Annotated in this window: 22 protein-coding genes; 18 read left to right on the top strand and 4 right to left on the bottom strand. The window is 38.1% G+C overall.

The annotated features are described in order from the left end of the window. Nucleotides 1-258, bottom strand: a 258-nt coding sequence (locus ACLOR3_RS05690; protein ID WP_412037066.1) for a phosphocarrier protein HPr, incomplete at its 3' end; no start/stop codon positions are given. 431 nt (nucleotides 259-689) lie between these two features. On the opposite strand from ACLOR3_RS05690, the gene nrdH reads away from it, so the two are divergent. From nrdH to ACLOR3_RS05720, 6 genes are all read left to right on the top strand, one after another. Beyond that, on the top strand, nucleotides 690-908 hold the full coding sequence (gene nrdH, locus ACLOR3_RS05695; protein ID WP_006596951.1) for a glutaredoxin-like protein NrdH: 219 nt from the start codon (nucleotides 690-692) through the stop codon (nucleotides 906-908). Nucleotides 909-1,040: 132 nt separating this feature from the next. Then, complete coding sequence (gene nrdE / locus ACLOR3_RS05700) at nucleotides 1,041-3,200, top strand: class 1b ribonucleoside-diphosphate reductase subunit alpha (RefSeq protein WP_048717186.1); 2,160 nt, start codon at nucleotides 1,041-1,043, stop codon at nucleotides 3,198-3,200. Nucleotides 3,201-3,323: 123 nt separating this feature from the next. Further along, on the top strand, nucleotides 3,324-4,283 hold the full coding sequence (gene nrdF / locus ACLOR3_RS05705) for a class 1b ribonucleoside-diphosphate reductase subunit beta (protein ID WP_037608336.1): 960 nt from the start codon (nucleotides 3,324-3,326) through the stop codon (nucleotides 4,281-4,283). 382 nt (nucleotides 4,284-4,665) lie between these two features. Next, nucleotides 4,666-4,980 carry a YdcP family protein gene (locus ACLOR3_RS05710; protein WP_000420682.1) on the top strand — a complete coding sequence of 105 codons (315 nt, stop codon included), beginning with the start codon at nucleotides 4,666-4,668 and terminating at the stop codon, nucleotides 4,978-4,980. A 15-nt stretch (nucleotides 4,981-4,995) separates the two neighbouring features. Then, nucleotides 4,996-5,382: a YdcP family protein gene (locus ACLOR3_RS05715; protein ID WP_000985015.1), complete on the top strand. Its 387-nt coding sequence runs from the start codon at nucleotides 4,996-4,998 to the stop codon at nucleotides 5,380-5,382. Between the two features lie 28 nt (nucleotides 5,383-5,410). Continuing rightward, entirely contained in the window at nucleotides 5,411-6,796 is a 1,386-nt protein-coding gene (locus ACLOR3_RS05720; RefSeq protein WP_002206233.1) for an FtsK/SpoIIIE domain-containing protein, read from the top strand. Between the two features lie 295 nt (nucleotides 6,797-7,091). Here ACLOR3_RS05720 and ACLOR3_RS05725 read toward each other — a convergent pair whose 3' ends face one another. The 3 genes from ACLOR3_RS05725 to ACLOR3_RS05735 all read right to left on the bottom strand — a co-directional run bounded on the left by ACLOR3_RS05725 (nucleotide 7,092) and on the right by ACLOR3_RS05735 (nucleotide 9,571). Further along, nucleotides 7,092-7,412 (bottom strand): TfoX/Sxy family protein, encoded by a 321-nt coding sequence (locus tag ACLOR3_RS05725; RefSeq protein WP_000168528.1) that lies wholly within the window; start codon nucleotides 7,410-7,412, stop codon nucleotides 7,092-7,094. 103 nt (nucleotides 7,413-7,515) lie between these two features. Further along, on the bottom strand, nucleotides 7,516-8,994 hold the full coding sequence (gene lsa(C), locus ACLOR3_RS05730; protein WP_411400485.1) for an ABC-F type ribosomal protection protein Lsa(C): 1,479 nt from the start codon (nucleotides 8,992-8,994) through the stop codon (nucleotides 7,516-7,518). 274 nt (nucleotides 8,995-9,268) lie between these two features. Then, complete coding sequence (locus tag ACLOR3_RS05735; RefSeq protein WP_000910340.1) at nucleotides 9,269-9,571, bottom strand: helix-turn-helix transcriptional regulator; 303 nt, start codon at nucleotides 9,569-9,571, stop codon at nucleotides 9,269-9,271. A 247-nt stretch (nucleotides 9,572-9,818) separates the two neighbouring features. On the opposite strand from ACLOR3_RS05735, the gene ACLOR3_RS05740 reads away from it, so the two are divergent. The 12 genes from ACLOR3_RS05740 to ACLOR3_RS05800 all read left to right on the top strand — a co-directional run. Beyond that, on the top strand, nucleotides 9,819-10,001 hold the full coding sequence (locus ACLOR3_RS05740; RefSeq protein ID WP_000204836.1) for a hypothetical protein: 183 nt from the start codon (nucleotides 9,819-9,821) through the stop codon (nucleotides 9,999-10,001). A 225-nt stretch (nucleotides 10,002-10,226) separates the two neighbouring features. Next, on the top strand, nucleotides 10,227-11,219 hold the full coding sequence (locus tag ACLOR3_RS05745) for a replication initiation protein (RefSeq protein ID WP_075565682.1): 993 nt from the start codon (nucleotides 10,227-10,229) through the stop codon (nucleotides 11,217-11,219). Then, complete coding sequence (locus ACLOR3_RS05750; RefSeq protein ID WP_000998327.1) at nucleotides 11,216-11,419, top strand: DUF3173 family protein; 204 nt, start codon at nucleotides 11,216-11,218, stop codon at nucleotides 11,417-11,419. Before ACLOR3_RS05745 ends, ACLOR3_RS05750 begins: the two co-directional genes overlap by 4 nt. Further along, nucleotides 11,406-12,545: a tyrosine-type recombinase/integrase gene (locus tag ACLOR3_RS05755; protein ID WP_045593954.1), complete on the top strand. Its 1,140-nt coding sequence runs from the start codon at nucleotides 11,406-11,408 to the stop codon at nucleotides 12,543-12,545. Before ACLOR3_RS05750 ends, ACLOR3_RS05755 begins: the two co-directional genes overlap by 14 nt. 220 nt (nucleotides 12,546-12,765) lie before the next feature. Next, nucleotides 12,766-13,971, top strand: coding sequence for a MobT family relaxase (gene mobT, locus ACLOR3_RS05765; protein ID WP_000398284.1), 1,206 nt, complete (start codon nucleotides 12,766-12,768; stop codon nucleotides 13,969-13,971). A 42-nt stretch (nucleotides 13,972-14,013) separates the two neighbouring features. Then, nucleotides 14,014-14,235 (top strand): hypothetical protein, encoded by a 222-nt coding sequence (locus ACLOR3_RS05770; RefSeq protein ID WP_001009056.1) that lies wholly within the window; start codon nucleotides 14,014-14,016, stop codon nucleotides 14,233-14,235. Nucleotides 14,236-14,351: 116 nt separating this feature from the next. Beyond that, nucleotides 14,352-14,849 (top strand): antirestriction protein ArdA, encoded by a 498-nt coding sequence (locus ACLOR3_RS05775; RefSeq protein ID WP_000342539.1) that lies wholly within the window; start codon nucleotides 14,352-14,354, stop codon nucleotides 14,847-14,849. Nucleotides 14,850-14,937: 88 nt separating this feature from the next. After that, entirely contained in the window at nucleotides 14,938-15,330 is a 393-nt protein-coding gene (locus ACLOR3_RS05780) for a conjugal transfer protein (RefSeq protein WP_000723888.1), read from the top strand. Further along, a complete protein-coding gene (gene tcpF / locus ACLOR3_RS05785; RefSeq protein ID WP_000331160.1) occupies nucleotides 15,314-17,761 on the top strand; it encodes a conjugal transfer ATPase TcpF in 2,448 nt (815 codons plus the stop codon). Before ACLOR3_RS05780 ends, tcpF begins: the two co-directional genes overlap by 17 nt. Nucleotides 17,762-17,763: 2 nt before the next feature. After that, the gene (locus ACLOR3_RS05790; RefSeq protein WP_000804748.1) at nucleotides 17,764-19,941 is read left to right on the top strand and encodes a CD3337/EF1877 family mobilome membrane protein; all 2,178 of its coding nucleotides are present in this window, start codon (nucleotides 17,764-17,766) and stop codon (nucleotides 19,939-19,941) included. Continuing rightward, the gene (locus ACLOR3_RS05795; protein WP_070659532.1) at nucleotides 19,938-20,939 is read left to right on the top strand and encodes a bifunctional lytic transglycosylase/C40 family peptidase; all 1,002 of its coding nucleotides are present in this window, start codon (nucleotides 19,938-19,940) and stop codon (nucleotides 20,937-20,939) included. Before ACLOR3_RS05790 ends, ACLOR3_RS05795 begins: the two co-directional genes overlap by 4 nt. Then, on the top strand, nucleotides 20,936-21,755 hold an 820-nt coding region (locus ACLOR3_RS05800; protein ID WP_412037067.1), incomplete at its 3' end, for a conjugal transfer protein. The genes ACLOR3_RS05795 and ACLOR3_RS05800, both read left to right, overlap by 4 nt.

A 21,755-nucleotide genomic window follows, 5' to 3' on the forward strand; every position in this document is an offset into this window, starting at 1 on the left:
CAATCCTTCTTTTTCCATTGTTTCAGCGATTGCTGCAAGAGCATCATCAGCGTCAGCACCTTCAGCTGAAATTACAACGTCAGCTCCTTGACCAACACCAAGGCTCATAACACCCATGATTGATTTCAAGTTAACTGATTTACCTTTGTATTCAAGAGTAATATCTGAAGCAAATTTGCTAGCAGTTTGAACCAACAAAGTTGCTGGACGTGCGTGGATACCTGTTTCTGCCACGATGTGGAAATCTTTAGAAGCCATAGTTTGACTCTCCTTTTAAAATTAGTTTTTGAGTTATCTGTGATAACCCTTACAATTTGCTATTATATCATCTTCTTCATTATTTTTCAAGATTTTTATCACACACTTACTGAAAATACTTACAGGAAGCACTCATTTTTTCTCTTCTTTTAAACTACTTTTTTTACTTTCTTCTATTAAATAAATAGAATTGCTTTCAGGGACACAGTATATAGAATTTTAGGAAAATAGTTCGAATTCCTTTGACTTAAAAAACCTATATTTTATCACGTTTTCCTCAATTTTCACTAATTCTTACAATACTACATATTGTGGTATACTCCGATATAGTTAATTTACGTGCACAATATTTAGTTAAAACTCTTGACAAGGAAAAACCTTTTGTTTATACTAGATACAGATTTATGAATTTAGAGGAGTTAGATCACATTATGGTGACAATTTATTCAAAAAATAATTGCGTTCAATGTAAAATGACCAAACGTTTTTTAGATACCAATCACGTTGAATACCGTGAAATTAATCTAGATGAGCAACCTGAGTTTGTAGACCATGTGAAGAACCTTGGTTTCAACGCTGCACCAGTTATCCAAACGGCAGATGAAGTCTTTTCTGGCTTCCAACCAGCTAAGCTCAAGAAATTATCTTAAAACTATCAAACAGGATCTGATTGGTCTAGGGAATGGAATACTGTAGTTCTCGACTACAGTATTCCCCTAGCCCTTTTACTTGTACAGGGGAGCTTGCCTCCCCTTTGTTTTTGAATTAGAAAAAGGAACATTATGGGATTAAAATCACTTGAAGACGTAACCTACTTCCGTCTTAATAATGAAATCAACCGTCCAGTTAACGGTCAAATCATGCTTCATAAAGATAAAGAGGCCTTGGATGCTTTCTTCAAAGAAAATGTTGTGCCAAATACCATGGCCTTTGATTCAATAACGGATAAAATCAACTACCTTATTGAACACAACTATATCGAAACAGCCTTCATTCAGAAGTACCGTCCTGAATTTTTGGAAGAATTGGCCCAATTTATCAAAGATCAAAACTTCCAATTCAAGTCCTTCATGGCTGCCTATAAATTCTATAACCAGTATGCTCTGAAAACAAATGATGGAGAATACTATCTCGAAAGCATGGAAGACCGCGTCTTCTTCAATGCTCTCTACTTTGCGGATGGAAATGAAGAAATTGCTAAAGACATCGCAAATGAAATCATTCACCAACGCTATCAACCGGCTACTCCTTCCTTCTTAAATGCTGGACGTGCCCGCCGTGGTGAATTGGTTTCATGTTTCTTGATCCAGGTAACTGATGATATGAATGCGATCGGACGCTCTATCAACTCTGCCCTCCAACTTTCACGTATCGGTGGTGGGGTTGGAATCTCCCTCAGCAACCTTCGTGAAGCTGGAGCACCGATCAAGGGCTATGAAGGAGCCGCTTCTGGGGTCGTTCCAGTCATGAAACTCTTCGAAGATAGCTTCTCTTACTCTAACCAATTAGGACAACGCCAAGGGGCTGGGGTGGTTTACCTCAATGTCTTCCACCCAGATATCATCGCCTTCCTTTCAACTAAGAAGGAAAATGCCGATGAAAAAGTTCGGGTTAAGACCCTTTCACTTGGTGTCGTCGTGCCAGACAAGTTCTACGAGTTGGCTCGTAAGAATGAAGAAATGTACCTCTTCAGCCCTTACTCTGTAGAGCGTGAATACGGAGTGCCATTTAACTACATCGACATCACTGAAAAATACGATGAGTTGGTTGCTAATCCGAACATCCGCAAGACAAAAATTAAGGCCCGTGATTTGGAAACTGAAATTTCTAAATTGCAACAAGAATCTGGTTACCCATATGTAGTTAACATCGATACTGCTAACCGGGCAAACCCTATTGATGGAAAGATCATCATGAGTAACTTGTGTTCAGAGATCCTCCAGGTTCAAGAGCCAAGCTTGATCAACGATGCTCAAGAATTCATTAAAATGGGGACTGACGTCTCATGTAACCTTGGTTCAACCAACGTGGTTAACATGATGACTTCACCTGATTTTGGTCGTTCGATTCGTGCCATGGTTCGTGCTTTGACCTTCGTTACAGATAGCTCTCATATCGTTGCTGTTCCAACAATTGACCACGGAAATAGCCAAGCTCATACCTTTGGTCTTGGAGCCATGGGACTTCACAGCTACCTTGCCCAACAATTGATCGAGTATGGATCACCTGAATCTGTTGAGTTTACGAGCATCTACTTCATGCTCATGAACTACTGGACTCTCGTCGAATCAAACAACATCGCACGTGAACGGGGCGTTACCTTCCACAACTTTGAAAAATCAGACTATGCCAACGGTAGCTACTTTGATAAGTACACGACCGGAGAGTTTGTTCCAAAATCTGATCGCGTCAAAGAACTCTTTAAGGATATCTTCATTCCTAGTGCAGAAGACTGGGCTGAACTCCGCGATAAAGTCAAGGCAGATGGTCTTTACCACCAAAACCGCTTGGCTGTCGCACCAAATGGTTCTATCAGCTACATCAATGACGTATCTGCTTCTATCCACCCAATCACACAACGGATTGAAGAACGCCAAGAGAAGAAAATCGGTAAGATCTACTACCCTGCTGCTGGTTTGTCAACAGAAACCATTCCTTACTACACTTCTGCCTACGACATGGATATGCGAAAAGTCATCGACGTCTATGCTGCTGCAACTGAGCACGTAGACCAAGGACTTTCACTCACGCTCTTCATGCGTAGTGATATTCCAAAAGGGCTTTACGAATGGAAAACTGAAAACAAACAAACCACTCGTGACTTGTCTATCCTTCGCAACTACGCCTTTAACAAGGGAATCAAGTCTATCTACTACGTCCGTACCTTTACCGATGATGGTGGAGAAGTTGGCGCGAACCAATGTGAAAGCTGTGTCATCTAAGACACTCTGATCCATTGCTACCAAAAAGTCGGTTCGCCGACTTTTTGTGCGGTATTCTAACAATTGTGTTAGAATAATAATGATTGTATGATCGAATGAATTAGAAAAAGAAAGAGATTTCAAATGGAAACTTACTACAAAGCCATTAACTGGAATGCCATCGAGGATGTCATCGATAAATCTACTTGGGAAAAGCTAACCGAACAATTCTGGTTGGATACACGTATTCCTTTGTCAAACGACTTGGACGACTGGAGAAAGCTGTCTAACAAGGAAAAAGACCTTGTTGGTAAAGTTTTTGGAGGTTTAACCCTTCTCGATACCATGCAGTCTGAAACGGGTGTGCAAGCCCTTCGTGCGGATATTCGTACTCCTCATGAAGAAGCTGTCTTTAACAACATCCAATTCATGGAATCTGTCCATGCTAAGTCTTACTCTTCTATCTTTTCTACCTTGAATACCAAGTCAGAAATCGAAGAGATTTTCGAATGGACCAATACCAATCCCTTCCTTCAAAAGAAGGCAGAAATCATCAACGAGATCTACCTCAATGGCACTCCTCTAGAAAAGAAAGTAGCCAGCGTCTTCCTTGAAACCTTCCTCTTCTACTCTGGTTTCTTCACACCGCTCTACTATCTTGGAAACAACAAATTGGCCAACGTGGCAGAAATCATCAAGTTGATCATTCGGGACGAATCTGTTCACGGAACCTATATCGGCTACAAGTTCCAACTTGGATTTAACGAATTACCAGAAGACGAACAAGAAAAACTTAAAGAATGGATGTATGACTTGCTCTACACCCTCTATGAAAACGAAGAAGGCTATACAGAGAGCCTCTATGACGGTGTAGGTTGGACAGAGGAAGTCAAGACCTTCCTTCGCTACAATGCTAACAAAGCCCTCATGAATTTGGGACAAGATCCCCTTTTCCCTGACTCAGCGGATGATGTCAACCCAATCGTCATGAACGGGATCTCAACCGGTACATCCAACCACGACTTCTTCTCTCAAGTCGGAAATGGTTATCTTCTCGGTGAAGTAGAAGCCATGCAGGATGACGATTACAACTATGGCCTATAAGACAAAAACCTTTCCAGATGGAAAGGTTTTTTTGTTTTTTTATGCTAAAAATAGCATAAAAATCTAGTTATCCGCATAAAAACTGGACTTATCACACTTTATCAAGGTCAAAACCACTCAATTTACTACTAATTTACTACTTATGAATGAGCTTTGATACGACGATTTATCCTTGAAAAGTGAAGATATAAAGATACTTCCAATAAAATTTGAATATTTAATAGGTAGACACTTCAAAAAATGAGGTGTCTATTTTTTTACCCGATTTTGAAAGGAAGTGAACTTATGAAAACAAAAAATCAAGAATCAAAAGGTCGTTCCCCACTCTTTAAGACCATCAAACATTCATTCAGCCAATAAAAAAGAAAGGATAGGTAAAAATATGGAACTTAAATTTGTGATTCCCAACATGGAAAAAACATTCGGCAATTTAGAATTTGCTGGCGAGGATAAAGTCGTTCAGCGAAGAATCAACGGACGGCTAACTGTCTTATCAAGAAGCTATAATCTCTATTCTGATGTTCAAAGAGCAGATGATATTGTGGTGGTGCTTCCTGCTGAAGCTGGCGAAAAACATTTCGGCTTTGAGGAACGTGTGAAGTTAGTCAATCCACGTATTACCGCAGAGGGCTACAAAATCGGCACTCGTGGTTTTACAAATTACCTTTTACATGCTGACGACATGATAAAAGAATAAAGAAAGAGAGGAAAAATGATGAGATTAGCAAATGGCATTGTATTAGATAAAGACACGACTTTTGGAGAATTGAAATTCTCTGCTCTACGTCGTGAAGTGAGAATCCAAAATGAAGACGGGTCGGTTTCAGATGAAATCAAGGAACGTACCTATGACTTAAAATCCAAAGGACAAGGACGCATGATTCAAGTAAGTATTCCTGCCAGCGTGCCTTTGAAAGAGTTTGATTATAACGCACGGGTGGAACTTATCAATCCCATTGCGGACACCGTTGCTACTGCCACCTATCAAGGAGCAGATGTTGACTGGTATATCAAGGCAGACGATATTGTGCTGACAAAGGATTCTAGTTCATTCAAAGCTCAACCACAAGCAAAGAAAGAACCGACACAAGACAAATAGTCGCTAGGTAGAAAGGAGACTTTTTCGCATGAAACAGCGTGGTAAAAGGATTCGCCCATCTGGTAAAGATTTAGTCTTTCATTTTACGATAGCGTCACTCCTGCCTGTTTTCCTGCTGGTTGTCGGACTGTTTCATGTGAAGACAATCCAGCAGATCAACTGGCAGGATTTTAACCTATCACAAGCAGATAAGATTGACATTCCCTATTTAATTATCAGTTTCAGTGTCGCAATTCTTATCTGCTTGCTGGTAGCGTTTGTATTCAAACGGGTTCGCTATGATACGGTTAAACAACTTTACCACCGTCAAAAACTGGCAAAGATGATACTTGAAAACAAGTGGTATGAATCTGAACAGGTCAAAACAGAGGGTTTCTTTAAAGATAGTGCTGGTCGTACAAAGGAAAAGATAACCTACTTCCCTAAAATGTATTATCGACTTAAAAATGGCTTGATACAGATACGGGTGGAAATCACGCTGGGAAAATATCAAGACCAACTCTTACACTTGGAAAAGAAATTAGAGAGTGGCTTGTACTGTGAGCTGACGGATAAAGAGTTAAAGGATTCCTATGTGGAATATACTTTGCTCTATGACACCATAGCCAGTCGTATTTCTATTGATGAAGTAGAAGCTAAAGATGGTAAACTTCGCTTAATGAAAAACGTATGGTGGGAATATGATAAGCTCCCTCATATGTTGATTGCTGGTGGTACAGGTGGCGGTAAAACTTACTTTATACTGACACTGATTGAAGCCTTGCTTCATACAGATTCAAAACTGTATATTCTTGACCCGAAAAATGCTGATCTTGCGGACTTAGGTTCTGTGATGGCAAATGTCTACTATAGAAAAGAAGACTTGCTTTCTTGCATTGAAACATTCTATGAAGAAATGATGAAACGTAGTGAGGAAATGAAGCAGATGAAGAACTATAAGACTGGCAAAAATTATGCTTACTTAGGTCTCCCGGCACACTTCTTAATCTTTGATGAATACGTCGCTTTCATGGAAATACTGGGAACAAAAGAAAACACCGCAGTTATGAATAAGCTGAAACAGATTGTCATGTTAGGTCGTCAAGCTGGCTTCTTTCTAATACTGGCTTGTCAACGTCCAGACGCAAAATATTTAGGCGACGGAATCCGTGATCAGTTTAATTTCAGAGTGGCTTTAGGTCGTATGTCTGAAATGGGCTATGGCATGATGTTTGGCAGTGACGTACAAAAGGATTTCTTCTTAAAGCGAATCAAAGGTCGTGGCTATGTTGATGTAGGAACAAGTGTCATATCAGAGTTTTATACTCCCCTTGTACCAAAAGGATATGATTTCTTGGAGGAAATTAAAAAGTTATCCAACAGCAGACAGTCCACGCAGGCGACGTGCGAAGCGGAAGTCGCAGGTGTGGACTGATCTTGCTGGCTGGTGTGGCAATAGCCACGCCAGCACTTAACCCCCCGTTTCTAATTCCGAGAAACTATTTGAAATAAAAAAGAATGCTGATAAATCAACATTCTCTAACTGTATTTTTTTATGAAGATATTAACTTTTGTCTGTTTAGCTACCAAAAGGCTACCAATAAATTTGAATTATTTTTAATATGATTTTTAGTAATATACATTATTACTGAGTTTCTGAAAAATTAACTACTACTGTCAACAATTTTACATATATATGACTTATTTTATCCTCGTAAATTCTAATTTGATTATTTCTTTTTCTTTGGTTTTGGTGCTGGTAACTCATCATACATCGAATTTAATAAGCCAGTTAAATATTCTTTGTTGTCAACATCATCTACCAATAGCATTGCCTTTGCTCTATCATATGGTAACTCATACTTTGCATTTGGCATATATGCTATTGCAGATTCAACAGGTTTCACTAAAAACCTATCATCATAAATTCCACCAACAATTTTTCCGCGATAATAAACAATATATTCGCCCATCATTGTTCTATATGTTATTTCTTCCAACTCGGATAGTTGTTCTAAAATGAAATCTAAATATTCTTTACTTGAAGCCATTTTTTCTATCTCCCTTAATTACTAGAATTTCATTCTTTTTAACAATAGCATAAGGTTATCGTTAAAAGGTATTATCTCGACAAACCGGGAGTTCTAATTTAGTTTATAATCGTATGATTTTATTGGCTATATCCTCTACAAATCGCTTATCGTGTTCCACAAATATGAGTGTAGGATTTGCTTCTTTTATAATTTCCTCAATCTGTATTCTTGATATTACATCTATATAGTTTAATGGTTCATCCCAAACAAATATATGAGCTGCCTTTGACAAACTTACAGCAATTAAAACTTTCTTTTTTTGTCCATCGCTATAGTTCTTCATATCCATTTCAAATAATTCTCTTGCAAAATCTAATTTTCTAAGAATTGTTTTGCACAATGTTTCATCAACACCTTGCTGATGAATATACTCATTTAAGCTACCTGTTAAATTTGATGTATCTTGAGGAATATACGATATTTTCAAATTATTTGCTAATTTTACATCACCTGAATACTCGTTATTTAGACCTAATAAAATTTTAATCAAGGTTGATTTTCCGCTACCATTACCCCCATATATAGCTGCTATATCTCCTTGTTTTATCTCAAAACTTACATCGCTTAATATCTGTCTTTCTCCATAGCATAATGATAAATTGCTAACCGATATTAGAGGATTTTTATGATGATGTAATGAATGCAATGATAGACTTTCCTTTGTTTCAATATCTTTTAGTAAATTTTGTTTTTCTTCTATTGCCTTATTTTGTCTCTTTTCCAAATTCTTTGATTTTTTCATCATCTTGGCTGACTGATGACCTATATGTCCCTTATCTGGTTTTACACCTGATACTTTCACACCATTTTTAGTGTTTTCAATTTTATCAGACCAAGTTTTACTTTGTCTTGCAGCTTCTTTTAATCGTTTAATATCTTTTCTTAATTTCTCGTTTTCACTAATTTCAAATTGGTCTTTCATCAATTTGTTTTCATACCAAGATGTATAATTTCCTGATTGAACATCAATAGAATTCCTGTTAAGAGAAATAACATGATTGATACAGCCGTCTAAAAAATCTCTATCATGAGATATGAGCAAAAAACCTTTTTTACTTTTCAGATATTCACTGACATTTTTTCTTCCATCCATATCTAAATGGTTTGTTGGTTCATCTATAAGTAAAAAACCATCTTCTCTTGTAAACAAAATAGCCAAAAGGATTTTTGTTTGTTCTCCTTTGGATAGTGTTTCAAACTTTCTGTAAACAAGGTTCTCATCTACATTTAGCAAATGAAGTTCTCTAAATAATTTCCATTCTTCCTCATCTGATATTAGTTCTCTATATAACTCAATCCCTAATTTTGAAGTATCACTTAAATTGGGTGGGAATTTAATAAAGTCAACACTTTTGCTGATTTTCCCCTTATAAACTTCTTGGTTTAGAAGCAGCTTAAATAGTGTTGATTTCCCAATTCCGTTTCTTCCTATTAGCCCTGTTTTCCAGTTCGTATCAAATGAAAATGATACATTTTCAAATACAGGTTTTACATAGCCATAATATGAGAAAGTAAGGTTTTCAATTTTAATTGTTGACATAAAAACACCCCCTCAAATTCAGATTTGATTATTTCTTTTTCCAAACTTACAATATATTCTTTCAAGTTGCCTCGCCTCCTCATAAAATATCTATTTTCCTACAACGCTTTAATCTTCTCATTTATCAATTCAATAAACAGATTGGAGCAAATCAAGCCAAAATGACTGACTGTCTTGTCTTTCATTGCCACGGTTTTCCCAGCGTTTAATAAATGCTTTAGCTTGCTTTTTTTGTTCTCGGATGTTATTTACTTTTAATCCTCCAACCAATGCATTATTTTGACTTGTTTATTAAGAAGTCCTGTAAAAGACTAATAATTTGGTTTTTATCTTCCTCTGTTAATTCATGCTCTCTCAATAAACTAACTATCTCCTCAAGGCCATCATCTCGTCCTTTAAGAATCTCAAAAGAAGTATTTAAGATTTCAGCTAGTTTCTCTACTGTATCATCCTTTGGATTTCTCCCCCCGTTCTCCCACCTAGCATATTGAGCTTGAGCCACACCTAACTTTTCAGCAACTTCTAATTGAGTAAGTCCTGCATCTAGTCGGGCTTTTTTTATATTGTCTTTTAACATTTTAAAATTCCTTTCGTTTTTCTATTGACTTATAACCAAAATGGTTGTATTATACCTATATAACCAAAATGGTTATATAAAAACAAAGCATACAAAATAGGTAATACTAGTTAGCTTATGAATATGCAAAAACACCCCAGAAAGCTCTGCAAAGCGTTCTGAGGCTTTCGTTTAAAACCAATACAATTATACCAAAATGATAATAAAAAGTCCATAAGAAGCGAAATATGGCTAGATTGAGGATATTATGACATCAACACAATTTACATTTCAAAACAACAAAATTAACAATACTCATTCTTTTTATTCGCCTAGTTTAGAAGAATATATTCAAGTAAATGATAATGAATTTGAAGATATTCGAAATGAAGAAATTGAGCTTAGAGCACTTGAATTGCTCTCGCAGTTTCTAGACAAGTATTTTGGGTAGTTTAAAAACTAATAAATTAGAGATTGGGAGACAAGTGCAAGGGCGCGGGCCGAAGGCAGAGCGCCCGAAGCTCGAAGTTCTCCCAATCTCTAACATAAAAACTGGCGTTTCTAACAGCCAGCAATCCGATACACTTAAGGCAACGTCCTAAGTAACGAGCCATTGGCAAAAATCAATAGTAGCAACGAATTACGCAGATTTTAAGCATAGAAAGGAGGCGTTACATTGAAAAATACCATTCAATCTCTACGAGAATATCAAAATAAAGTAGATTTATCAGAACTAGAAAAATCTATTTATATCAGTATTGACAGATTAACAGTAATCTTTGATAGTGAGAACCAATCACTTAGACGAATATTTCGTGAATTACGAAAATCACTCGATAATATAATTCAAGAATTTAGTATTCAAGAAAATCTAAGAGAAGACTATTTTACTCTTTATAAAACGATAAACGAAGATAGTATAAATCTAATTTTCTTTCAACTATCGGATTATGGTGGTTATCAAGTCATACGCCTAGACTTCAACCCAAACTCACTAAAAGAATTTGAGGGGTTACAAGTGTGGAGGCAGATTATGAATTACGCTCGATTAAATCGATTAGAAATTAGACTGTCACGATTAGATCTTGCTTTTGATATCTTCAATAGGCCAGAAATAGTTTTTTTACAACATATCAAAGGAGGGGTTAGTCATAAAATATTCTACGGTAGAGGGGGAAATATAGAAAGTAAATACTGGGGTGCAAGTGGTAGCAACGTTCAAGTACGTTTGTACGATAAGAATATAGAGGTATTAAGTCATAAAAGAGCTGATAAATTAAATATAGAGAGTAAGCCTTTTTGGTGGCGATTAGAGTTCCAACTTCGGACAAAGGCTATAAATGAAGAAACCATTTCAGAGATTTCTAAACGATTGGAGAATTTTAGCTTCTTTAGTCTTTCGAGTGTTCCAGATGATAGCAAAGCATTTGCCTATATTTTTCTTCATGAACCAGCACTCTTACCCGAATTATTCCCCTACCTCAAACCTAACACTATTAGAGTGAAAAAGACCAGACTTAGAAAACACCTAAAAGCATTTGATAGTAGCTCATTTTCTTTAGAACTACAAGATGCACTTAAAGAACAAACCCCACGATTAAATAATGAACTCAAACAATTAATAGGAGAATTCCTAGAACTTACTAGTAAAGGAGAAATTGACTTATGAACGATAAACTAACTATGACAGTACAAGAAATTATGGACTTAGGGTTTTCAAAATGGACTGCTTATAATATTTTACGGCAAGCAAAACATATTATGGTTGAACGTGGATTCGATTTTTATAATAATAAAGGACTTGGAACAGTTCCAGTATCAGTTGTAGCAGAGATACTTGGATTGGAGGAACTACATGTCAAAAACTAGATATACCGGTGTTACGAAAGATGATAAGACTGGCAAATATACTTATTATTTTAAAGCTGGAGTTGACCTAGCTACTGGTAAACCTTATCAAGAACGTAGACGTGGTTTTCAAACCGCAAAAGAAGCCTTTGAAGCACGTACAAGAGCCTTGAATAAGATACAACAAAAAGGAGGAATTAAGCATACTCAATGGACTTTTAAGCAGTTTATGGAAGAAGTTTTTATGCCAAATTATTACGCTACAACAAGTCCGGATCTCGAACACAGACGTCAAGTTATATTCGATGAATTTATTCAATACTTTGGTAAGAAAAAACCTAGAGAAATTACTACTTATGATGTGATTAATTATAGAAACGGTTTATTAGAGAGATATTCAAATTCATATGCAAGAAACAAGATGACATTGCTTAATCAAGTTTTGAAAACTGCGAAAAAATATGGGTTGATTTTTCATGAAATTCCCACAAGTAATATCAGTCCAATTCCAATCATAAAAAAACATATAGATTTTTGGACAAAAGACGAGTTCCAAAAAGTAATACAATCACTTGATAAAAAGAGTTATTTTGAGCACTTTGTTTATACACTTTTTTGGTTATATTATTTTACGGGAATGCGTGTAAATGAGGCGACTGCTCTTTATTGGGAAGATGTAGATTTTGAAAAGAAAACTCTAGCAATCAATCACAACTTACAGTACATAAACCGTGAAAATTGGGTTCGGCGTAACAAACTAAAAACGGAAAGCTCCAGACGAACCATTGGGCTTGATGATAACACTCTAAACGTACTTAAGGAATGGAAAGAACGACAAGCAAAAGTTGACAAGATACCATTCATTCTATCACTTGATGGAAATCCATATCGTAAGCGTAGTATTAGAGACCAGATTATAAAATACTCTAAACGTGCAGGTGTTAAATACATTCAACCCAAAGGTTTGAGACACTCTCACGCATCATTACTCATTAATGAATATAACGTAAATGCTCTATATATTCAAAGACGATTGGGTCATTCTGATGTCAAAACTACACTTAGTATTTATAGTCATTTATACCCAAACGCTGATTCCGAATTAACAGATAAACTCAATCTCATATCAAGTGATTTTATCGACTAAATCTATTTGGCTACCAAATTAGCTACCAAAAAAAAGAAATACACCTCAAAAGCCTCATTTTAAAGGGCTTTTTTTCATATTATCCCACTATTTCTAACAGGGGGGTACAAATCGACAGGAAACAGTCAAAAAAACATTAGAAAATCCTTTGGTTACAAGGGATTTACAAAATTTCAGCGTATGTCAAATGGGCTTTAAAAGTTGACATACGCCTTTTTGATTGGAGGGATTTTTACTGAATGAACAAACTTGGTTACAGCATTTAAAAGAAAAACGCTTGGCTTATGGACTATCTCAAAACCGTTTAGCTGTTGCGACTGGTATTACAAGGCAGTATCTAAGCGATATTGAAACAGGAAAAGTCAAGCCATCAGAGGATTTACAGCAGTCCCTTTGGGAAGCTCTGGAACGCTTCAATCCCGACGCTCCCCTTGAAATGCTGTTTGATTATGTAAGAATTCGCTTTCCGACAACAGACGTACAGCAGGTGGTCGAAAACATCTTACAACTGAAACTGTCCTATTTTCTTCATGAGGACTATGGTTTCTATTCTTATTCAGAGCATTATGCTTTAGGCGACATATTCGTCCTTTGCTCCCATGAACTGGACAAAGGAGTTCTGGTGGAATTGAAAGGTCGTGGGTGCAGACAATTTGAAAGCTATCTTCTGGCACAACAAAGAAGCTGGTATGAGTTCTTTATGGACGTTTTGGTGGCTGGCGGTGTGATGAAACGCCTTGACCTTGCCATTAACGATAAGACAGGGATTTTAAATATCCCTGTACTCACTGAAAAGTGCCAACAGGAAGAATGTATCTCCGTCTTCCGCAGTTTTAAAAGCTATCGCAGTGGCGAACTGGTACGCAAAGAGGAAAAGGAATGTATGGGAAACACCCTCTATATCGGTTCATTACAAAGTGAAGTTTATTTCTGTATCTATGAAAAGGACTACGAGCAGTACAAGAAAAATGATATTCCCATTGAAGACGCAGAAGTAAAAAACCGTTTTGAGATTCGATTGAAAAATGAGCGTGCCTATTATGCAGTCCGTGATTTACTCGTCTATGACAATCCAGAGCATACCGCCTTTAAAATTATCAATCGGTATATCCGTTTTGTAGATAAAGACGATTCCAAACCTCGTTCTGATTGGAAACTGAATGAAGAATGGGCTTGGTTTATTGGGAACAATCGTGAACGATTAAAACTAACCACAAAACCAGAGCCTTACTCCTTCCAAAGGACGCTGAACTGGCTATCTCATCAAGTTGCCCCGACCTTAAAGGTTGCGATTAAACTTGATGAAATCAACCAGACGCAGGTTGTAAAAGACATTCTCGACCATGCGAAACTGACAGACCGACACAAGCAGATTTTGAAGCAACAGTCAGTAAAAGAACAGGACGTGATAACAACAAAAAAATAACTCAAATACAAATTCATTGAATATAGAGAGGAGAACATTTTTATGAATTTTGGACAAAACCTTTATAACTGGTTTCTATCAAACGCTCAATCACTGGTGCTTTTAGCAATCGTTGTGATTGGCTTGTATCTTGGCTTCAAGCGTGAGTTTAGCAAACTGATTGGCTTTTTAATTATTGCGATTATTGCGGTTGGCTTAGTCTTCAACGCTGCTGGAGTAAAAGACATTTTACTAGAGCTATTCAATCGCATTATTGGTGCTTAAATAAAACCGTTCTTTTGTGGAATATAAGTGGTTTTCTTATGTTCCGCAAAGGAATGGTACACCAAACGAAGTGCGGTAGGGATTTTTGAATCTCTACAAAGAAAGGACGTGAATATATGGACGATATGCAAGTCTATATTGCGAATTTAGGCAAATACAATGAGGGCGAATTGGTCGGTGCGTGGTTTACCTTTCCCATTGACTTTGAGGAAGTCAAAGAGAAAATCGGCTTGAATGATGAATATGAGGAATACGCCATTCATGACTACGAGTTACCCTTTACGGTTGACGAATACACTTCCATTGGCGAACTCAATCGACTATGGGAAATGGTATCGGAATTACCCGAAGAATTACAATCGGAGCTATCTGCTCTGCTCACTCATTTTTCAAGCATTGAAGAACTAAGCGAACATCAAGAGGATATTATCATTCATTCCGATTGTGATGATATGTATGACGTGGCACGCTACTACATTGAAGAAACGGGTGCTTTAGGCGAAGTACCAGCTAGTCTTCAAAACTATATTGATTATCAAGCCTATGGTCGGGATTTAGACCTTTCAGGAACGTTTATCTCAACCAATCATGGGATTTTTGAAATCGTCTATTAAATCTGTCGGTACATTACTACTGGCAGATTTTCTATTTTACGGGGTGGCTCAATCAGCTACCCCTATTTTTTATGAAAGGATTGATTACATGAAGAAAATACGAAGCTATACCAGTATCTGGTCTGTGGAAAAGGTACTGTATTCTATCAATGATTTTAGACTTCCGTTTCCCATAACCTTTACGCAAATGACATGGTTTGTCGTGTCACTCTTTGCAGTGATGATACTTGGCAACTTGCCCCCTCTTTCCATGATAGAGGGAGCATTTCTCAAATACTTTGGGATTCCTGTGGCTTTCACATGGTTTATGTCTACAAAAACTTTTGATGGTAAAAAGCCTTATGGATTTTTGAAGTCTGTCATTGCTTATGCACTGCGACCAAAGCTGACCTATGCAGGAAAAAAAGTAACGCTTGGCAGAAACCAGCCACAAGAAGCCATTACAGCAGTTAGGAGTGAATTTTATGGCATATCCAATTAAATACATTGAAAACAATCTCGTCTGGAATAAAGACGGGGAATGTTATGCTTACTATGAGCTTGTTCCTTACAATTACTCATTTCTAAGTCCAGAACAGAAAATACAAGTGCATGATTCTTTCAGACAGCTTATCGCACAAAATCGTGATGGCAAAATTCATGCTTTACAAATCAGTACAGAATCCAGCATACGTTCTGCACAAGAGCGTTCCAAAAATGAAGTCACTGGCAAGCTCAAAGCGGTTGCCTATGACAAAATCGACCAACAGACAGACGCTTTAATATCCATGATTGGCGAAAATCAAGTGAACTACCGTTTCTTTATCGGCTTTAAGTTGCTTCTCAACGATCAGGAGTTTTCTATGAAAAGTCTTACCGTTGAAGCAAAAAATGCTTTGTCTGATTTTGTCTATGATGTGAACCATAAGCTGATGGGCGATTTTGTTAGTATGAGTAATGATGAAATCCTGCGTTTTCAGAAGATGGAAAAGCTCTTAGAAAATAAAATCTCTCGTCGTTTCAAAATCCGCAGGTTAGATAAGGACGACTTCGGCTATCTGATTGAACACCTTTACGGACAGACAGGCACTGCCTATGAAGAGTATGAGTACCATCTATCAAAGAAAAAGCTGGATAATGAAACGCTGATTAAATACTATGACTTGATTAAGCCTACTCGCTGTTTGGTGGAAGAAAAACAGCGATATTTGAAAATCCAGCAGGAAGATGAAACCGTCTATGTAGCTTACTTTACCATTAACAGCATTGTCGGAGAACTGGACTTCCCGTCCTCTGAAATCTTCTACTACCAGCAACAGCAATTTACATTCCCGATTGATACGTCAATGAATGTGGAAATTGTAGCGAATCGTAAAGCCCTATCTACTGTCCGCAATAAAAAGAAAGAACTGAAAGACTTGGATAACCACGCTTGGCAAAGTGATAATGAAACCAGCTCCAATGTGGCGGAAGCTCTGGAAAGTGTGAATGAGCTGGAAACCAATTTAGACCAAAGCAAGGAATCTATGTACAAGCTGTCTTATGTGGTAAGGGTATCAGCAAATGATCTTGACGAACTCAAACGTCGTTGTAATGAAGTGAAAGATTTTTATGACGATTTAAGCGTAAAACTGGTACGACCATTTGGGGATATGCTCGGCTTACATGAAGAATTTTTACCTGCCAGCAAGCGTTATATGAATGATTATATTCAATACGTGACCTCTGATTTCCTCGCTGGTTTAGGTTTTGGTGCTACTCAAATGCTGGGGGAAAATGAGGGGATTTATGTTGGCTACAGCTTAGATACTGGACGCAATGTCTATCTGAAACCTGCTCTTGCCAGTCAAGGGGTTAAGGGTTCAGTAACCAATGCGTTAGCGTCGGCTTTTGTTGGTTCGCTGGGTGGTGGTAAATCCTTTGCGAATAACCTTATCGTCTATTATGCGGTGCTTTATGGGGCACAAGCAGTGATTGTAGACCCAAAAGCAGAACGTGGCAGATGGAAAGAAACCTTGCCAGAGATTTCCCATGAAATCAATATCGTCACTCTGACTTCTGATGAGAAAAACAAAGGCTTACTTGACCCTTATGTGATTATGAAAAATCCCAAAGATTCTGAATCACTGGCTATTGATATTCTGACATTCCTTACGGGGATTTCCTCTCGTGATGGGGAACGCTTCCCAATCCTTAGAAAAGCCATTCGTGCAGTAACCAATAGTGAAGTACGAGGGTTGATGAAAGTGATTGAGGAATTACGGGTTGAGAATACGCCACTAAGTACCAGTATAGCCGACCATATCGAAAGTTTTACAGACTATGACTTTGCACATTTATTATTCAGTAATGGTTATGTGGAGCAGTCTATCAGCTTAGAAAAACAACTGAACATTATACAGGTTGCGGACTTGGTACTTCCCGACAAGGAAACTTCCTTTGAGGAATATACCACTATGGAGCTTTTATCCGTTGCTATGCTGATTGTCATTAGTACCTTTGCTTTAGACTTTATCCATACAGACCGAAGCATTTTCAAGATTGTAGATTTAGACGAAGCATGGAGCTTTTTACAGGTAGCACAAGGAAAAACACTATCTATGAAGCTGGTTCGGGCTGGTCGTGCTATGAACGCTGGGGTATATTTCGTGACCCAAAATACAGACGACCTCTTAGATGAAAAACTGAAAAATAACCTCGGCTTAAAATTTGCATTTCGTTCCACTGACCTTAACGAGATTAAAAAGACCTTAGCCTTTTTTGGTGTAGACCCAGAGGACGAAAACAATCAGAAGCGATTGCGTGATTTGGAAAACGGGCAATGCCTTATCAGTGATTTATATGGTCGTGTCGGTGTGATACAGTTCCACCCTGTATTTGAAGAACTGCTCCATGCCTTTGATACCAGACCACCTGTGCGAAAAGAGGTGTAAATGTGAAACCATCAATAGTAAACAGAATAAAATCAAACTGGACGCTGAAACGTCTAGGTAAAGTGGCAATGACAGTGGCTTTCACACTTGTGATTGCCATTTTTCTTTTAGCCATGCTGGGAACGGTGGTTCAAGCTGCGGGCTTGGTAGATGATACGGTCAATGTGGCAAATGAATACAGCCGATACCCACTTGAAAACTATCAACTGGATTTTTATGTGGATAATAGCTGGGGCTGGCTTCCGTGGAACTGGTCGGACGGGATTGGAAAACAGGTCATGTATGGACTATATGCCATTACCAATTTTATTTGGACAATCAGTTTGTATGTTTCCAATGCGACAGGTTACTTAGTACAGGAAGCCTATTCCTTAGACTTCATTTCCGCTACAGCAGATTCCATTGGTAAGAATATGCAGACCTTAGCTGGTGTGAGTGCAAACGGATTTTCAACAGAGGGTTTCTATGTTGGATTCCTCTTACTCTTGATTTTGGTTCTTGGGGTTTATGTTGCCTATACGGGACTGATAAAGAGAGAAACCACAAAGGCAATTCATGCCATTATGAATTTTGTGCTGGTGTTTATCCTATCGGCTTCCTTTATTGCCTACGCTCCCGACTACATTAAAAAAATCAATGACTTTTCATCAGACATCAGTAATGCCAGTTTATCACTTGGCACGAAGATTGTCATGCCCCATTCCGATAGTCAAGGCAAGGACAGCGTGGACTTAATCAGAGATAGCCTGTTTTCCATACAGGTTCAGCAACCGTGGCTACTGCTTCAATACAACAGTTCAGACATTGAAAGTATCGGTATTGACCGTGTGGAAAGCCTGCTCTCCACCAGCCCAGATTCCAACAATGGCGAAGACAGAGAAAAAATTGTTGCGGAAGAAATTGAAGACAGAAGCAATACCAATCTAACCATTACAAAGACCATTAACCGTTTAGGTACAGTCTTCTTCCTATTTGTCTTCAATATTGGGATTTCCATATTTGTATTCCTATTAACAGGAATCATGATTTTCTCGCAGGTACTTTTTATCATCTATGCTATGTTTCTGCCTGTGAGCTTTATTTTAAGCATGATTCCATCATTTGATGGTATGTCAAAACGAGCCATAACAAAGCTCTTTAATACCATTTTGACACGAGCTGGAATCACATTGATTATTACGACAGCATTTAGTATTTCAACCATGCTCTATACCTTATCGGCTGGTTATCCGTTCTTTTTGATTGCTTTTCTACAGATTGTGACCTTTGCAGGAATCTACTTCAAGCTGGGCGATTTAATGAGTATGTTTTCTCTACAGAGTAACGATTCTCAAAGTGTGGGAAGTCGTGTGATGAGAAAACCTCGTATGCTTATGCACGCTCACATGCACCGTCTACAGCGGAAACTTGGACGTTCCATGACTACTCTAGGGGCTGGGTCTGCCATTGTTACAGGTAAAAAAGGACAGTCGGGTTCGGGGAGTTCTGCAAGGACACAAGCAGATCACTCCCGACCAGACGGAAAGGAAAAATCAACACTTGGAAAACGTATCGGTCAAACCATCGGTACAGTAGCTGATACCAAAGACAGAATGGTAGACACTGCTAGTGGTTTGAAAGAACAGGTTAAAGATTTGCCGACCAATGCAAGATATGCAGTATATCAAGGAAAATCCAAAGTAAAAGAGAATGTCCGTGATTTAACCAGTAGTATTTCTCAAACCAAAGCGGACAGAGCCAGTGGACGCAAGGAACAGCAGGAACAAAGGCGAAAAACCATTGCGAAGCGTCGCTCTGAAATGGAACAGGTCAAACAGAAAAAACAGCCTGCTTCTTCTGTTCATGAAAGACCGACTACAAGACAAGAACAATATCATGATGAACAGACCTCAAAACAGTCTAATATTCAGACTTCATATAAGGAATCTCAACAAGCCAAACAAGAGCGTCCAGCAGTTAAGTCCGATTTTTCAAGTCCAAAAGTGGAACGCCAAGGCAATACCGTTCAAGAAAAAACCGTTCAAAAGCCAGCAACTTCAACCACTACAGCAGATAGAACTTCACAACGTCCAATCACAAAAGAACGTCCGTCTACTGTTCAAAGAGTACCACTACAAAATACAAGAAGTAGACCACCAATCAAAACCGCCACCATTAAGAAAGTCGGTAAGAAACCATGAAGTTGAAAACTTTAGTGATTGGTGGTTCTGGATTATTCTTGATGGTCTTCTCACTGCTTCTGTTTGTTGCCATTTTATTTTCAGATGAACAGGACAGCGGAATTTCCAATATTCATTATGGAGGTGTGAATGTTTCCGCAGAAGTGCTGGCTCATAAGCCTATGGTAGAAAAATATGCCAAAGAATATGGCGTTGAAGAATATGTCAACATACTTCTTGCGATTATACAGGTGGAATCGGGCGGTACTGCGGAAGATGTTATGCAGTCCTCGGAATCCCTCGGTCTTCCACCTAATTCATTGAGTACAGAAGAATCCATTAAGCAAGGTGTGAAGTATTTCAGTGAATTATTAGCCAGTAGCGAAAGGCTCAGTGTAGATTTAGAATCGGTTATCCAGTCCTACAATTATGGTGGTGGTTTCTTAGGGTATGTGGCTAATCGTGGAAATAAATATACCTTTGAACTGGCTCAAAGTTTCTCAAAAGAGTATTCAGGTGGCGAAAAAGTGTCTTACCCCAATCCCATAGCCATACCTATCAATGGGGGCTGGCGATACAACTATGGCAATATGTTTTATGTGCAACTGGTAACGCAGTATCTTGTCACAACAGAGTTTGATGATGATACGGTACAAGCCATCATGGACGAAGCACTGAAATATGAGGGCTGGCGATACGTTTACGGTGGAGCTTCCCCGACTACTTCTTTTGATTGTAGCGGACTGACACAATGGACGTATGGAAAAGCTGGAATTAACTTACCACGAACCGCACAACAGCAATATGATGTGACCCAGCATATCCCACTATCGGAAGCACAAGCTGGCGATTTGGTTTTCTTTCATTCTACCTATAACGCTGGCTCTTATATTACTCATGTTGGGATATACCTTGGCAATAACCGTATGTTTCATGCAGGCGACCCAATCGGTTATGCCGACTTAACAAGCCCCTACTGGCAACAGCATTTAGTGGAAGCAGGACGAATCAAACAATGAGAAAGGAAGATTTAATGATGAAATTTAGAAAAAATCAGAATAAAGAAAAACAGATACCAAAGGAAAAGAAACCTCGTGTCTATAAGGTCAATCCTCATAAAAAGGTTGTGATTGCCTTGTGGGTACTTTTAGGGCTTAGTTTCAGCTTTGCGATATTCAAGCACTTTACAGCTATAGATACTCATACTATTCACGAAACAACTATCATAGAAAAGGAATACGTTGATACTCATCATGTAGAAAATTTTGTAGAGAACTTTGCGAAAGTCTACTATTCATGGGAGCAATCCGATAAGTCCATTGATAATCGAATGGAAAGTCTAAAAGGCTATCTGACAGATGAACTTCAAGCTCTCAATGTTGATACAGTACGCAAAGATATTCCTGTATCGTCTTCTGTAAGAGGATTTCAGATATGGACGGTAGAGCCAACTGGCGACAATGAGTTTAATGTAACCTACAGTGTAGACCAGCTCATTACAGAGGGAGAAAATACAAAGACCGTCCACTCTGCTTATATAGTGAGTGTCTATGTAGATGGTTCTGGAAATATGGTACTGGTTAAGAATCCGACCATTACCAACATACCTAAGAAATCAAGTTATAAACCAAAAGCCATTGAAAGTGAGGGGACGGTTGATTCCATTACAACCAATGAAATCAATGAGTTTTTAACGACGTTCTTCAAGCTCTATCCTACAGCGACAGCCAGTGAACTTTCCTACTATGTGAATGACGGGATATTAAAACCAATCGGAAAAGAGTACATCTTTCAAGAACTGGTAAATCCTATTCACAATCGTAAGGATAATCAAG

The sequence above is a fragment of the Streptococcus intestinihominis genome (assembly GCF_046824975.1).
In the GTDB taxonomy this organism is placed as follows: Bacteria; Bacillota; Bacilli; order Lactobacillales; family Streptococcaceae; genus Streptococcus.